Origin of the sequence: Franzmannia qiaohouensis (assembly GCF_031451695.1) — a bacterium.
Classification (GTDB): Bacteria; Pseudomonadota; Gammaproteobacteria; order Pseudomonadales; family Halomonadaceae; genus Franzmannia; species Franzmannia qiaohouensis.
The window spans coordinates 255,274-268,865 of sequence record NZ_JARWAM010000005.1; the positions used below are offsets into that span (position 1 = coordinate 255,274).

The window sequence follows — 13,592 nt, forward strand, 5'->3', positions numbered from 1 at the left end:
GACCCATTCACGTTCATTGTATGTTTGATACCACACACACCGAACCCCCGATGCCGCTACACCGCGCGGCCGGCCGGATCCGCTCCACCTGACAAATCTCGACGTCTATTCAGTCTCCGTGAGAGCGTTCCGGCTCCTCGGTCGCGCCGATTGGACAGGCAGCGTGAGACTCCCAAAGAGCGCTGGAGCCGGCGATTTGATTGATCCGCCCGTAGCGCAGGCTCGTGTGGACGGCAGCGCGCCGCCGGATGAACGCATCCTGCTGATGGATTCCCCTGACAACACCTTGTCGAGGTCCATCGCCGCTCACTCGTGCGTCAAGGTCCAGGCCATTGACAACACTGGCCACCTCTGCGGCGCCCGCCCCTTTGATCACGAAAGCCTCTGAAGGAAAGCGCACTCGCGCGGGCAGCCCCGGCATGCCATGCTGCCGGTGGCTCTCCCGCCATTGCCGTACCAGGGAGTGATCCAGACCGTGCTGATTCTTCATAGAAACACCCCGAAGGTTGGATTGGGTGTCCAACTTTCGGGGTGCAGTTCACGAGGCGGGGCTGTCGTCGCTCACACGCTTGGGGGGCTAGCTTTCACCATCCCCCCAACCCAACTGCTTGGCGAGGCTGAAGGCGTGGTTGGCGGCCGGTACGCCGCCGTAGATCGCCACGTGCATCAGCACCTGGCGCAGTTCGGCTTCGCTGAGGCCGATGCGCTTGGCGGTCTTGAGGTGCAGGGTGAGCTCCTCACGGCCCAGGGCGGCGAGGATGCCGGTAGTGATCATGCTGCGCTCGCGGCGGGTCAGGTCGTCGTTGCTCCACAGCTCGCCCCAGGCCAGGCGGGTAATCATCTGCTGGAAGGGCGCATCGAGGCTGGTGGCGTTAGCGGTGGAGCGCGCCACGTGCTCCTCGCCGAGCACCTGCTTGCGGGTCTCCAGGCCGGTGGCGTAGCCCACGCCGTGGTTGGCCACGTCGCCGAGGTCGACGGCCATCGCCTTCAGCAGCGCCTCGGCAAACTGCGCCGGCACCTCGACCGAGGGCACATGGCCCACACCCTCGAAGATCTCCAGCGCCGCGCCGTCGAGCTCGGCGGCCAAGGCCTCGAGGGTCGCCGGCGGCGTGGCCAGGTCTTCGCTACCGCCCAGCAGCTGTACCTTTACTTCCTTGCCGGAGAGCTTGCCGGTAAAGGCGTGGCTGCCGAGCATCTCGCACAGCTTGGCGTAGCCTTCGGCGTCGTTGCGGCCCATCTGGGTCATCCAGCCGGCCTGCAGCGCCGGGTTGGCCTCGATGCGCGCGGGCGCGAACCAGCGCGGCACGATCTCGCCGCTCATTGCCGCCAGGCCTTCGCTGCGCACGCGGCCGGCGCGGGTGTTCCACATCGCGGCGTTGCCGATCACCGCGCCGGTGTTGGTCAGGGTGGCGGAGTAGAGCCGTTCGGCGTGTTTACTGATCAGTTGCTGGCCGACGACCCCGCCGATGGAGGTGCCGACGAAGTGGAAGCGCGAGGCCTGGGCGTGCTCGGCCAGCGCCAGCGCCTCGGCGGCCAGGTCGGCCGGGGTGATGGCACCCTCGCCCCAGGCCTGGCTGGCGCCGTGGCCGGGCAGGTCCCAGGTCAGCACCCGGTAGCGCGGCAGCAGCATGGGCAGGATGTCGTCCCACACCGCCTGGGTCATGCCCAGCGGATGGGCCAGCACCACCAGCGGGTGGGCCTCGGCGCCGAGCAGGCGGTAGGCCACGCTGCGACCGTTGATCTCCAGAAATGCCATAAAACACTCTCCCATCCCCAGGCATCGAATTATCGCTCGGCGCCTGATTGGAAATAGCTGTAAGACGGAAGATCGGTGCTTCGCACCTGGAAGAGGGAAGAAACCCTGATTCATCCTTCTTCTCTCTTCCTTCTTCTCTCTTCCTTCTTCTCTCTTACTTCTTCTCTCTTACTTTCTTATTTCTTACGCCTTCTCTATCAGCGTGGCGATGCCCTGCCCCACGCCCACGCACATGGTACACAGCGCGTAGCGCTTGCCGCTCTTGTGCAGCTCGTGGGCGGCGGTGAGCAGCAGCCGTGCGCCGGACATGCCCAGGGGGTGGCCGAGGGCGATGGCGCCGCCGTTGGGATTGACCCGCGGGTCGTCGTCGGCAATCCCGAGGTCGCGCATGCAGGCCAGCGCCTGGGCGGCGAAGGCTTCGTTGAGCTCGATGATGTCGATCTCGTCGATCGACACGCCGCAGCGCTCGAGCAGCTTGTTGACCGCGGGCACCGGGCCGTAGCCCATGATACGCGGCTCGACGCCGGCGGTGGCCATGCCGAGGATCTTGGCCATCGGTTTGAGGCCGTGCTTGTCCACCGCGGCCTGGCTGGCGACCAGCATGGCGGCGGCGCCGTCGTTGACCCCGGAGGCGTTGCCGGCGGTAACGCTGCCGCCGTCGCGGAACGGCGTCGGCAGGCCGGCGAGCTTCTCCAGGGTGGTGGCGCGCAGGTGCTCGTCCTGATCGAAGATCAGCGGCTCCTGCTTGCGCCGCGGGATCTCGATGGCGGTGATCTCTTCAGCAAAGCGGCCGGCTTGCTGAGCGGCGGCGGCCTTCTGCTGGGAGCGCAGGGCGAAGGCGTCCTGGTCCTCGCGGGAGATGTTGAACTGCTCGGCGACGTTCTCGGCGGTCTCGGGCATCGAGTCGACGCCGTAGGCCTTCTTCATCAGCGGGTTGATGAAGCGCCAGCCGATGGTGGTGTCCTCGATCTTCTGGCCGCGGGAGAAGGCGCTGTCGGCCTTGCCCATCACGTAGGGCGCGCGGGACATCGACTCCACGCCGCCGGCCAGGGCCAGGTCCATTTCGCCGGCCTTGATGGCACGGAAGGCGGTGCCCACCGCGTCCATGCCGGAGCCACACAGGCGATTGAGGGTGGTGCCGGGAATCGAGGTCGGCATGCCCGCCAGCAGCAGCGACATGCGCGCCACGCTGCGGTTGTCTTCGCCGGCCTGGTTGGCGCAGCCCATGAACACATCTTCGATGGCCGCTGGGTCGAGCTGCGGGGCCTCGGCGAGTACCGCCTTGAAGATGCTGGCGGCCAGGTCGTCGGGGCGCACGCTGGCAAGCGTGCCGCCGAAGCGGCCTACGGCGCTACGCCGCGGATGACACAGATAGACGTCGCTCATTGGTACGGTTCTCCTGTTCGGCTCACTGCCCGGCGTGCTTGCGGTCGGTGCGGTCCTTGAGATCGCGCAGGATCTCGAGTTCCTTGGCACTCGGCTGCGGCGTGCTCTCGAGGCTCTCGGCGAAGCGGATCTCCCAGCCGGTGGCCTCGATCACGTCCTCGCGGCTCACCCCCGGGTGCAGCGAGACGACCACCAGCTCCTTGGTCTCAGGGTCAGGCTTCATCACGCACAGGTCGGTGATCACCCGGGTCGGGCCCTTGCCGATATTGGGCACACCGTCGCGGCCCTTGCCGTCGCGGCCGAAGCCCAGGGTGGTGACGAAGTCGACGCGGTCGACGAAGGCGCGCTTGGAGTGCTTGAGGGTGATGAACACCTCACCGGCATTGGTCGCGATCTCCGGCGCCCCGCCGCCACCCGGCAGGCGTACCTTGGGCTCGCGGTAGTCGCCGATCAGGGTGGTGTTGAGGTTGCAGTAGCGGTCGATCTGGGCGGTGCCGAGGAAGCCGACGTCGACCTTGCCGCCCTGCAGCCAGTAGCGAAACATTTCCGGCACCGAGACGGTGGTCAGCGCGGTCTCGGCCAGCTCGCCGTCGCCGATGGAGAGCGGCAGCACCTCGGGCTTGGTCTGCAGGGTGCCGGATTCGTAGATCAGCACCACGTCCGGGGCGTGGGTCAGGCGCGCCAGGTTGGCGGCCTCCGAGGGTAGGCCGATGCCGACGAAGCAGGTCATGCCGTTTTCCAGGGCGCGCGCCGCGGTGACGGTCATCATTTCCGAGGAAGTGTAGTCGTTGCTCATCAGGCGGCGCCTCCGGCGTTGTAGACGTTGTCGTCGAGCCACTGGGTGAAGACTTCGCGGTCGCGGGCGATGGCGTCCCACTCCTTGTAGAAGCGGTTGTCGCGGTCGTAGTAGCCGTGGGTGTAGGAGGGGTAGGCGCCCTTCTCGGCCACCGCCACGGCGCTGATCGCCCAGCCCGGAATCACGCAGGCGTTGGGGGTGGCGCCGAGGTCGTCGACGATCTCCTCGACGGTGACGATGCTGTGCTTGGCGGCCAGCACCGCCTCTTTCTGCACCCCGACGATGCCTTCCACCAGCACGTTGCCGGCGCGGTCGGCGCGCTGGGCGTGGATGATGGAGACGTCCGGGCGCACCGACGGCACCGCGGCCAGGCGTTCGCCGGTGAACGGGCACTCGATGAACTTGATCTGGTCGTTGACGCTGGGCAGCTCGCTGCCCACGTAGCCGCGCAGCACCGCCAGCGGCAGGCCCGCCGCGCCGGCCTCGAAGGCGCAGGCCATGGCGGCGTGGCTGTGCTCGAGGATCTCGATCTGGTGCGGCCAGCCCTTCTCGACGGCGTCGCGCAGGCGGTGCAGCGAGCCCACCCCGGGGTTGCCGCCCCACGAGAAGATCACCTTCTTGGCGCAGCCGGCGCCGATCAGCTGGTCGTAGACCAGGTCCGGGGTCAGGCGGATCAGGGTCAGGTCGCGCTTGCCCTGGCGGATCACTTCGTGGCCCGCGGCGAAGGGAATCAGATGGGTAAAGCCTTCCATGGCCACGGTGGCGCCGTCTTCGACGTAGCGGGCCACCGCGTCATGCAAGCTGAGGAACTCGGCCATGATGTCTGCCTCTCGGTGCTCGGCTCGGGTTCGCCCTGCCTTGTGCGCATTGCGAACTTAGGTTTGTGATACGAACAAAATAATCCCTTCACCCACGACCGTCAAACCACGAAAAAGGGAAGGCCGCAGCCTTCCCTTTCATCACTGATAAAAAACACATTATTTACAGAAGGTTAGCCGGAGGTCAGCCACGTCAGGGCGCGACCCACCTGCTGCTGGCTACTACCAATGTATAACCTCGGGTCGCAGGCTCGGGCGAGCTCATCGGCAGCGACCTTGCCGCTGATCTCGGCGTGCTCGGCCAGCACCTCGGCATAGCCGCGCCCTGCTCGGCGGGCCGTCTCGGCGGCTTCGGCTGCAATGCGCTTGGCGGCGTCCTGGCCCAGCGCCGGCGCCAGCAGCTTGGCCACCGGCTCGGCCATGATCGCCCCGCCGGTAATCGCCAGGTTGCGCTGCATCGCCTCGGGCTTCACCTCCAAGCCCTCCAGCAGCACCGCCGCCTGCTCCAACGCGCCCTCCAGCAGCAGCGCGCTGTCGATCAGCGGCGACCACTCGGCGTGCCACTCGCCGAGGCCGCGCTCAAGCGGCTGGGCGGCGGCGTTGAGCAGCACCGTGGTGTGGCCGTGCACCTGGCGCGCCGCGCCGCGAATCAGCGCACAGCGCACCGGGTTGCGCTTGTGCGGCATCGACGACGACTCGCCCATGCCCTCGCCGGCGGGTTCGGCGACCTCGCCAAGCTCGGTCTGGGTCAGCAGCGCCACGTCGAGGGCCAGCTTCTCCGCCGCCCCGGCCGCGGCATCCAGCGCCGTGCCCAGGGCGTGAATCGGCTGGCGGTCGGTGTGCCAGGGCAGCACCGGGGCGGCCAGGCCGAGGCGCTCGGCGATGCCGTCCATCAGCGTCAGGCCCAGGTCGTCCCAGCCGGAGTGCACGCCCACGGCGCCGCCGAACTGTACCGGCAGCGCGACCCCGGCCAGGCGACGCCGCGCCTGCTCGAGACCCAGCGTCCACTGCGCCACCCGCACGCCGAAGGTGGTCGGCAGCGCCTGCTGCATCAGGGTGCGCCCTACCATCACGGTCTGGTCATGGGCCTGCATCAGCGCGATGCCGGCCTTGCGGCAGCGCACCAGCAGCGCATCGAGGCGCGCCAGGCGCGGCTTGAGCAGCAGCATCAGGGCGCTGTCGACCACGTCCTGGCTGGTCGCCCCCTGGTGAAAGTAGCGCTTGAGGTCATCGGGCAGCGCCGCGCGGGCCTGCTTGACGAAGGGAATCGCCGCGTTGCCGCCGCTGGCCACGCCGCTGGCGAGCGCCTCGAGATCGAAGGTGTGGTTCGTGAGGCACTCGCGCAGCCGCTGACGGGTGCCGGCGGGCAGCGCGCCCTCTGCCTCCTGGGTCTCAGCCAGGGCCAGTTCGAAGGCCAGCATGGCCTCGACCAAGGCCTGGCCGTGGGTGGCGGCCAGGCCATCGGCGCTCATGAAGGGGTGCTGGATCAGGGCGGCGGGCATGGGGTACTCCATTGTCGGCGGCGGCGTTGCAGGGCACAGCTCGAACATCTGTTCGCACATCGAACAGTATGCTAGATTGAAGTATGGCCTATCAGCAACATCGACAAGGATAACGACGGCATGAACGCACCCATGCAAGAGGATACGCTACAGCCCGACGACCGCGACTTCGTTACGGCCCTGGCCAGCGGCCTGGAGGTCATCCTCGCCTTCGATGGCGCCAACCCGCGCATGACCCTCAGCGAAGTGGCCGCCCGCACCGGTATGAACCGCGCCCGCGCCCGGCGCTTCCTGCTCACCCTGCATGCACTGGGCTACGTGCGCAAGGAGCAGCGCTACTTCGAACTGGCCCCCAAGGTGCTGCAGCTCGGCTACTCGTTCCTGTCGGCCAATAACTACCGCAGCGTGATCCAGCAGTATCTCGAGGATATCACCGCCGAGATCGGCGAGTCCTCCTCATTGGGCGTGCTGGATGGCGACGAGGTGATCTACGTGGCGCGCTCGGCGGCCAAGCACCGGCTGATGGCGATCACCCTTTCGGTGGGCACCCGCCTGCCCGCCGCGCATACCTCCATGGGCCGGGTACTGCTGGCCCAGCTGCCGGATGCCGAGCTCGACGCCTACCTCGAGCGCGTGGTGCTGGAGCGCTACACCGACAAGACCATCACCGACAAGGACGAGCTCAAGGCCTGTGTGCTCAAGGTACGCGAGCAGGGCTATGCGGTCTCCGACCAGGAACTGGATTCTGGCCTGCGCTCGCTGGCAATCCCCGCCTTCGATGCCAACGGCCGGCTGCTGGGGGCGATCAACATCAGCACCAACGCCGCACGCATCGACCTCGAGACCCTGACCGGCCGCTTCCTGCCGCTGCTGCAGCAGAAAGCGCAGCTGATCCGCACCCACGTCAGCTGAGCCCTGCCAAGGAGGCCTGAGTGCTCGCGATCCTGGGCATCACCACGCCGATCTTTTTGCTCATCGGCCTCGGCTACCTGGCCATGCGCCTGCGTCTCACCAGCCGCGAGCAGATGCAGGGGGTGAGCACCTTCGTGCTCTACTTCGCGCTGCCGGCGCTGATCTTCCGCGCGCTCACCGAGTATCCGCTGGAAGAGGTCGTGCACCTAGGCTACCTGCTGGCCTACGGCCTGGGCTCGGCGCTGGTCTTCCTGCTCGCCCTGCTCGTCACCTACTGCTGGCAGCGCCAGCCGCTGACCACCAGCGCCCTGCACGCGCTGGGCATGACCGCCTCCAACAGCGGCTTCATCGGCTTCCCGGTGGCGCTGATGGTGCTCGGTTCGCCGGCGGCGGTGTTCCTGGCACTGAATATGCTGATCGAGAACCTGCTGGTGATCCCCGCCGCGTTGATCCTCGCCGAACTGGGCAGTCAGCGCGGTGCCAGCCTGGGCAATGCATTGCGCCAGACCGCCCAGCGCTTAATGCGCAACCCGATCCTGATCAGCCTCGCCCTGGCCATGGTGCTCTCGGCCACCGGGCTGTCGCTGCCCGGCCCGCTCTTCCGCATGGTCGATATGCTGGCTACCGCGGCGGCGCCGGCGGCGCTGTTCGTGATCGGCGGCGCCCTCTACGGCCTCAAGCCCAAGGGCATGGGCCGCGACATCGGCCAGATCGTGCTCGGCAAGCTGATCCTGCACCCGCTGGCGGTGCTGACGATGATCCTGCTGCTGCCGCCCATGGACCCGCTGCTGATGGCCGGCGCCCTGCTGTTCGCCAGTGCGCCGATGATCAGCGTCTACCCGCTATTTGGCCAGCGCTACGGGGTCGGCAATATCACCGCCGCGGCGATGATGGTCACCACCCTGGCCTCCTTTATCACCCTCAGCGTGGCGATCTGGCTGCTTAGCCTGGCTGGGCTCATCTGATCTCTCGCATAGTTCGTTAGCCTGCTAGGCTAAAGCCTTGTCTCTTCACTGAGAGCCCCATGGCAACACCTCCCGACCTCACGGTATCGCTCGCTGGCGACCGCCCGCTACGCGGCATCGGCTTCATGCTCGCCGCCGGGCTGCTGTTCGTGCTGCTCGACACCGGCGTCAAGCTGCTCGGCCAGGACTACTCGCCTATCCAGGTGGTGTGGGCGCGCTACGCCGGGCACATGCTGGTGCTGGGCGGCTATCTGGCCTGGCTGGGCTGGCCGCGCTGCCGCGCGCTGATGCATACCGAGTCGCTGCTGGGGCAGGTGCTGCGCGGCCTGCTGCTATTCGGCGCCAGCACCTTCGCCTATCTGGCGCTGCGCGACCTGCCTCTACTGCAGGTCTACGTAGTCAATTTCAGCGCGCCGCTGCTGGTCACCCTGCTGGCGATTCCGCTGCTCAAGGAGCGCGTGACGCTTGCTCGGGGTGCGGCGGTGGTGGTGGGCTTCATCGGTGTGATCATCGCCGTGGGGCCTGTCGACTGGCGCGCCCAGCCAGCGGCACTGCTGCCGTTCGGCATGACGCTGTGCTTCGCGCTCTACCAGCTGACCACACGGCGCTTCGGCCGCCACGACCACCCGCTGACCTCGCTGTTCTACGCCGGCCTGGCCGGCGCCCTGGTCAGCAGCGCCGTGGTGCCGCTGCTCTGGACGCCCATCGCGCTCGGTGACATGCCGTTGTTTCTGATGGTCGGGCTGCTTGGCGCGGTCAGCCAGCTGGCACTGATCCTCGCCATGCGCTGCGCGCCGGCCTCGCTGGTCTCGCCGTTCCTCTACACCCAGATCGTATGGGCCTCGCTGTTCGGCTACCTGGTGTTCGGCGACGTGCCGCTGCTGCAGGTCTACCTCGGCGCCGTGCTGATCATCGGCGCCGGGATATTTCTCGCTACGCGACGGACTTGAGCGAAGCCTAAGGCGCTGTAAGTTGACTGGGCACGGCCGCCTCGGCGCGACCCAGATGCGTCACCCACGAGATCACGTCGGGAATGCCCGCTTCCAGGGCGGCCGCCTCGTAGCCGCCGTGATGCCCGGCGGGCAGGTCGTGGGCGATGCCCTTGTGGCAGTCGATGCAGGTCGCCTCGCCGCTGGCCAATGAGGTGGAGTGGGCGCGGGCCGCGCGGCTGCTCTGGGCGGTAAAGTCCATGTGTTCGAACTCATGACAGTTGCGGCACTCCAGCGAGTCGTTGGCCTCGAGCCGCGCCCACTCACGCTGGGCCAGCTCCAGGCGCTTCTCCTCGAACTGCTCCTCGGTGCGGATGGTGCCGAACACCCAGCCCCACACCTCCTTGGAGGCCTCCATCTTGCGCGCGATCTTGTGGGTCCAGCCGTGGGGCACATGGCAGTCGGCGCACTGCGCCCTGACCCCGGAGCGGTTGGTGTAGTGGATGGTGTCCTGCATCTCACGCAGCGGGTTGCGCTCCATCTCGTGGCACGCGACACAGAACTGCTGGGTATTGGTGGCCTCCATGGCGGTGTTGAAGCCGCCCCAGAAGATGATCCCGGCGATGAAGCCGCCCAGGGTCAGGAACCCCAGGCTGAAGTGCACGCTGGGGCGGGTGAGCAGCCGCCAGTAGCGGCCCAGCCAGCGCTTCATGGCTCACCTCCCTGGCTGTCGCGGAGCATCTCGCCGAGCACCTGGTCGACGGTCTGGAAGCGGTTTTCTACCAGCGGCGCGGCGTCGGTCTGGGGCACATGGCACTGGGTGCAGAAGTAGCGGTCGGGGGAGACCGCCGCCAGCACCTGCTTGTGGCGGTCCATGAAGTGGGTGACGCTGACCATCGGCGCCCCGGCGCGCACCGCGTTCTCGCGGCTGTGGCAGGTCAGGCACTGGTTGTGGCGCAGGTCGACCTGGTAGTCGCGAATATTGTGCGGCACCACCGGCGGCTGCTCGGGGTAGTTGAGTACCTCGCGCCCCGACTCGCGGGACTCGCCGGCCATCGGCGGGGCCGGCAGGGTCTCGGCCACGGTGCCGCCCTGGCGCAGGCCATCCGGCGCCGAGGGCCGATAGTGCTCCTCGGCAAGTGTCATGCCTGCCCAGGCCAAGGTGGCGGAGAGGCATAGAGCGGTAAGCCTTTTCATCGCATTTCTCCTTGCTGGCGGCCTCAGGCCAGGTTGAGCAACTCCAGGCGCACCGCACACTTCTTGAAGTCGGTCTGCTTGGAGATCGGGTCGGTGGCGTCCAGCACCAGCTTGTTGATTAGCCGGTTGGCGTCGAAGAACGGTACATAGACCAGCCCCTGGGGCGGCCGCACTCGGCCGCGGGTCTCGACCCGCAGGCGGATCTCGCCGCGCCGGCTGGTGACCTTGACCTCGCTGCCGCGCCGCACGCCCTCGGCGCGGGCGTCCTCGGGATGCATGTAGAGCAGCGCCTCGGGCACTGCGCGGTGCAGCTCCGGCACCCGGCGGGTCATCGAGCCGGTGTGCCAGTGCTCCAGCACGCGTCCGGTGCACAGCCAGTAGGGGAAGTCATCGTCGGGGCGCTCCGGGGCCGGCTCGTCGGGCACCGCGAAGATCAGCGCGCGGTCGTCGGGCTTGGCGTAGAACTGCACGCCGCGGCCCTCCTCGACGTAGGGGTCGTAGCCCTCGCGGTAGCGCCACAGGGTCTCCTGGCCGCCCACCACCGGCCAGCGCTTGCCGCGGGTCTGGTGGTAGACGTCGAAGTCGTCGAGGTCCTTGCCCTTGCCGCGACCGAAGCGAGCATACTCCTCGAACAGCCCCTTCTGGACGTAGAACCCCAGCTCCTCGGCCTCCTGGTTGGCGTAGCCCTCCTCCATGTCGGAGAGCGGGTAGCGGTCGACCTGGCCATTGGCGTAGAGCAGCTCGAACAGCGTCTTGTCGCGCAGCTCGGGGGCCGCTTCGAGCAGCTCCTCGGGCCACACCTCGTCGACGCGGATGCGCTTGGCCAGCGCCAGGGTCTGCCACAGGTCGGAGCGCGCCTCGCCGGGGGCATTGACCAGCTGGTGGAAGAACTGGGTACGCCGCTCGGAGTTGCCGAAGGCGCCCTCCTTCTCGACCCAGCTGGCGGCCGGCAGGATCAGGTCGGCGGACTGCGCCGAGGCGGTGGGATAGATGTCCGAGACGATCACGAAGGCCTCGGGGTTGCGCCAGCCGGGCAGGATTTCCTCCATGGTGTTGGGGCCGGCGTGCATGTTGTTGCACACCTGGGTCCAGTAGACCTTGATCTCGCCGTCCTTGAGCCTGCGGCTCTGCTCCACGGCGTGAAAGCCGACCCGCTCGGGGATGGTACCCTCGGGCAGCAGCCAGATCTCCTCGGCGTCGCGGCGATGCTCGGGGTTGGTGACCACGCGGTCAGCGGGCAGACGGTGGGCGAAGGTGCCCACCTCGCGGGCGGTGCCGCAGGCCGAGGGCTGGCCGGTGAGCGAGAAGGGGCTGTTGCCGGGCTCGGAGATCTTGCCGGTGAGCAGGTGCAGGTTGTAGATCAGGTTGTTCACCCACACCCCGCGGGTGTGCTGGTTGACGCCCATGGTCCAGAAGGTCATGACCTTGGTGTCGGGGTCGGCATAGAGCTCGGCGAGCTGCTCCAACCGGCGTTCCGACACGCCGGACTCCCGGGCGGCGCGCTCGAGGGTGTAGTCGGCGACGTAGTCGGCGAACTCATCGAAGCTCATCTCCGACCAGGAGTTGGCGTTGTCGGCGTTGGCCGCGGCCTGCTGCAGCGGATGCTCGTCGCGCAGGCCGTAGCCGATGTCGTCCACCCCCCGGGCGAAGCCGACGTGGCTATCGACGAAGTCGCGATCGACGTTGCCGCTCTGGATGATGTGGTTGGCGATGTAGTTGAGGATCACGATGTCGGCGTTGGGCGTCATCACCATGGGGATGTCGGCCAGGTCGAAGCTGCGATGCTCGTAGGTGGAGAGCACCGCCACCCGGGTATCCGGGTAGGAGAGCCGGCGGTCGGTGACCCGGGTCCACAGCACCGGGTGCATCTCGGCCATGTTCGAGCCCCACAGCACGAAGGCGTCGGCATGCTCGATATCGTCGTAGACGCCCATCGGCTCGTCGGAGCCGAAGCTGCGCATGAAGCCGAACACCGCCGAGGCCATGCAGTGGCGGGCGTTGGGATCGATGTTGTTGGTGCGCAGGCCGGCCTTGAACAGCTTGCTGGCGGCATAGCCTTCCCAGATCGTCCACTGCCCGGAGCCGAACATCGCCACGCTATCCGGACCGTGCTCGCGGATCGCCTGCTTGAACTTGTCGGCCATCACGTCCAGCGCCTCGTCCCAGGACACCGCCTCGAAGTCGCCGTCCTTGGCATAGGCGCCGTTGCGCTTACGCAGCAGCGGCTGGGTCAGGCGGTCCTCGCCGTAGAGGATCTTCGACAGGAAGTAGCCCTTGACGCAGTTCAGCCCGCGGTTGACCTCGGAGTGGATATCGCCGTGAGTGGCGACGATGCGGTCGTTCTGGGTGGCGACCATGACGCTGCAGCCGACCCCGCAGAAGCGGCACGGCGCCTTGTTCCAGTTGAGCCGGGTCAGCTCGGCGTTGGTGATCAGGTTGGTGGCCCCGGCGGGGATCGCGATCCCCGCGCTGGCGGCGGCCACGGCGGCCGCATTGGCCTTTACGAATTCGCGACGTGTCAGTTTCATCATGCCCCCTCATGCGGTTCATCGGCGGTGGCCGGGTCGAGCAACTGGTGGTAGACCAGCGCCGCGCCGAGCACGCCGGGCCGTGTCTGTACGGCATCGATCAGGTCGAGCGCACGGCTCTCCTGATGGCTCTCCACCACTGCCACCAGCTTGCCCGCGGCGTCCTCGCCACGGACCTCGCAGTCGCCGGCGGCATTCAGCCAGGCGGCCACCTCCGCCAGCCGCGGTGGCCGGACATGGACGATAAAGCTGGCGATATGCAGCGTCTCTTGGCTCATCGGCGCGCTCCGGGTTGCACAGGGCCGTTGTCGGCCAGGGTGATGGCATCGTTAGGGCACACCGCCAGGCAGGCCCCGCAGCCGCGGCAGGCCTCGCTGTCGATGTGCGGCTGCGGCGGGCGGCCCAGCGCCGGTGGAAAGCGGATGGCGCGCCACTCGCAGGCGTCCTGGCAGGCCTGGCAGTGAATCTGTGCCAGCGCCAGGCAGTTGGCCTCGAGCTGCGCGTGCCAGGGAAACGCCTGGCGCTGGGTATCGAAGACGTCCGCCTCGCACACCGCAGCGCAGTCGCCGCACAGCGAGCAGCCGTCGTCATCGAAGCGGATCTCGGGAAAACCGCCGCCGCCGCGTACCAGCACGCCTTCCAGGCAGGCGTCGATGCAGGCATCGCAGCCGGTGCAGCGCTGGGTCAGGTCAGCGGCGGTCCATGGTGGCCGGCGCACCGCGGGGCGGCCGCTCAAGGTGCGGAAGAACTGGCGGCGATCCGAATGGCGATGCGCCTTGTTGTTATGGGTCATGGCGTCACCG

14 protein-coding genes are annotated in these 13,592 nt (G+C 67.7%); 4 read left to right on the forward strand and 10 right to left on the reverse strand.

What is annotated here, in order from left to right:
- Nucleotides 1–196 precede the first annotated feature (196 nt).
- Nucleotides 197–388: a hypothetical protein gene (locus QC821_RS08675; protein WP_309719765.1), complete on the forward strand. Its 192-nt coding sequence runs from the start codon at nt 197–199 to the stop codon at nt 386–388.
- A 189-nt stretch (nt 389–577) separates the two neighbouring features.
- On the opposite strand, the gene QC821_RS08680 is transcribed toward QC821_RS08675, so the two are convergent.
- From QC821_RS08680 to QC821_RS08700, 5 genes are all read right to left on the reverse strand, one after another.
- Nucleotides 578–1,756: an alpha/beta fold hydrolase gene (locus tag QC821_RS08680; RefSeq protein WP_309719768.1), complete on the reverse strand. Its 1,179-nt coding sequence runs from the start codon at nt 1,754–1,756 to the stop codon at nt 578–580.
- A 183-nt stretch (nt 1,757–1,939) separates the two neighbouring features.
- Nucleotides 1,940–3,142: a 3-oxoadipyl-CoA thiolase gene (pcaF, locus tag QC821_RS08685; protein ID WP_309719770.1), complete on the reverse strand. Its 1,203-nt coding sequence runs from the start codon at nt 3,140–3,142 to the stop codon at nt 1,940–1,942.
- A 22-nt stretch (nt 3,143–3,164) separates the two neighbouring features.
- A complete protein-coding gene (locus QC821_RS08690; protein ID WP_309719773.1) occupies nt 3,165–3,938 on the reverse strand; it encodes a CoA-transferase subunit beta in 774 nt (257 codons plus the stop codon).
- Complete coding sequence (locus tag QC821_RS08695; RefSeq protein WP_089659393.1) at nt 3,938–4,756, reverse strand: CoA transferase subunit A; 819 nt, start codon at nt 4,754–4,756, stop codon at nt 3,938–3,940. The genes QC821_RS08690 and QC821_RS08695 overlap by 1 nt, the downstream gene beginning before the upstream one ends.
- A 173-nt stretch (nt 4,757–4,929) precedes the next feature.
- On the reverse strand, nt 4,930–6,258 hold the full coding sequence (locus tag QC821_RS08700) for a class-II fumarase/aspartase family protein (protein WP_309719779.1): 1,329 nt from the start codon (nt 6,256–6,258) through the stop codon (nt 4,930–4,932).
- 132 nt (nt 6,259–6,390) lie between these two features.
- Here QC821_RS08700 and QC821_RS08705 point away from each other — a divergent pair, with 132 nt between their 5' ends.
- Genes QC821_RS08705 through QC821_RS08715 form a run of 3 tightly spaced genes read left to right on the forward strand, consistent with a single transcriptional unit; the run spans nt 6,391 to nt 9,085 of the window.
- On the forward strand, nt 6,391–7,170 hold the full coding sequence (locus tag QC821_RS08705) for an IclR family transcriptional regulator domain-containing protein (protein WP_422720099.1): 780 nt from the start codon (nt 6,391–6,393) through the stop codon (nt 7,168–7,170).
- 20 nt (nt 7,171–7,190) lie between these two features.
- Nucleotides 7,191–8,135, forward strand: coding sequence for an AEC family transporter (locus tag QC821_RS08710; protein WP_309719783.1), 945 nt, complete (start codon nt 7,191–7,193; stop codon nt 8,133–8,135).
- Between the two features lie 59 nt (nt 8,136–8,194).
- A complete protein-coding gene (locus QC821_RS08715) occupies nt 8,195–9,085 on the forward strand; it encodes a DMT family transporter (RefSeq protein WP_309719784.1) in 891 nt (296 codons plus the stop codon).
- Nucleotides 9,086–9,092: 7 nt separating this feature from the next.
- Here QC821_RS08715 and QC821_RS08720 read toward each other — a convergent pair whose 3' ends face one another.
- Genes QC821_RS08720 through napF form a run of 5 tightly spaced genes read right to left on the reverse strand, consistent with a single transcriptional unit; the run spans nt 9,093 to nt 13,582 of the window.
- Complete coding sequence (locus tag QC821_RS08720; protein WP_309719785.1) at nt 9,093–9,776, reverse strand: NapC/NirT family cytochrome c; 684 nt, start codon at nt 9,774–9,776, stop codon at nt 9,093–9,095.
- Nucleotides 9,773–10,261 carry a nitrate reductase cytochrome c-type subunit gene (locus QC821_RS08725; RefSeq protein ID WP_309719787.1) on the reverse strand — a complete coding sequence of 163 codons (489 nt, stop codon included), beginning with the start codon at nt 10,259–10,261 and terminating at the stop codon, nt 9,773–9,775. The genes QC821_RS08720 and QC821_RS08725 overlap by 4 nt, the downstream gene beginning before the upstream one ends.
- Before the next feature lie 23 nt (nt 10,262–10,284).
- The gene (gene napA / locus QC821_RS08730) at nt 10,285–12,789 is read right to left on the reverse strand and encodes a nitrate reductase catalytic subunit NapA (RefSeq protein WP_309719933.1); all 2,505 of its coding nucleotides are present in this window, start codon (nt 12,787–12,789) and stop codon (nt 10,285–10,287) included.
- Nucleotides 12,789–13,067, reverse strand: coding sequence for a chaperone NapD (locus QC821_RS08735; protein WP_309719789.1), 279 nt, complete (start codon nt 13,065–13,067; stop codon nt 12,789–12,791). Before QC821_RS08735 ends, napA begins: the two co-directional genes overlap by 1 nt.
- Nucleotides 13,064–13,582, reverse strand: coding sequence for a ferredoxin-type protein NapF (gene napF, locus QC821_RS08740; RefSeq protein WP_309719790.1), 519 nt, complete (start codon nt 13,580–13,582; stop codon nt 13,064–13,066). The genes QC821_RS08735 and napF overlap by 4 nt, the downstream gene beginning before the upstream one ends.
- Nucleotides 13,583–13,592: the final 10 nt, after the last annotated feature.

Coding starts and splice junctions, on each gene's coding strand:
- QC821_RS08720 (WP_309719785.1), bottom strand. CDS start 9,776: ATGAAGCGCTGGCTGGGCCGCTACTGGCGGCTGCTCACCCGCCCCAGC.
- QC821_RS08680 (WP_309719768.1), bottom strand. CDS start 1,756: ATGGCATTTCTGGAGATCAACGGTCGCAGCGTGGCCTACCGCCTGCTC.
- QC821_RS08695 (WP_089659393.1), bottom strand. CDS start 4,756: ATGGCCGAGTTCCTCAGCTTGCATGACGCGGTGGCCCGCTACGTCGAA.
- pcaF (WP_309719770.1), bottom strand. CDS start 3,142: ATGAGCGACGTCTATCTGTGTCATCCGCGGCGTAGCGCCGTAGGCCGC.
- QC821_RS08705 (WP_422720099.1), top strand. CDS start 6,391: ATGCAAGAGGATACGCTACAGCCCGACGACCGCGACTTCGTTACGGCC.
- QC821_RS08725 (WP_309719787.1), bottom strand. CDS start 10,261: ATGAAAAGGCTTACCGCTCTATGCCTCTCCGCCACCTTGGCCTGGGCA.
- napA (WP_309719933.1), bottom strand. CDS start 12,789: ATGAAACTGACACGTCGCGAATTCGTAAAGGCCAATGCGGCCGCCGTG.
- QC821_RS08735 (WP_309719789.1), bottom strand. CDS start 13,067: ATGAGCCAAGAGACGCTGCATATCGCCAGCTTTATCGTCCATGTCCGG.
- QC821_RS08715 (WP_309719784.1), top strand. CDS start 8,195: ATGGCAACACCTCCCGACCTCACGGTATCGCTCGCTGGCGACCGCCCG.
- QC821_RS08700 (WP_309719779.1), bottom strand. CDS start 6,258: ATGCCCGCCGCCCTGATCCAGCACCCCTTCATGAGCGCCGATGGCCTG.
- QC821_RS08690 (WP_309719773.1), bottom strand. CDS start 3,938: ATGAGCAACGACTACACTTCCTCGGAAATGATGACCGTCACCGCGGCG.
- napF (WP_309719790.1), bottom strand. CDS start 13,582: ATGACCCATAACAACAAGGCGCATCGCCATTCGGATCGCCGCCAGTTC.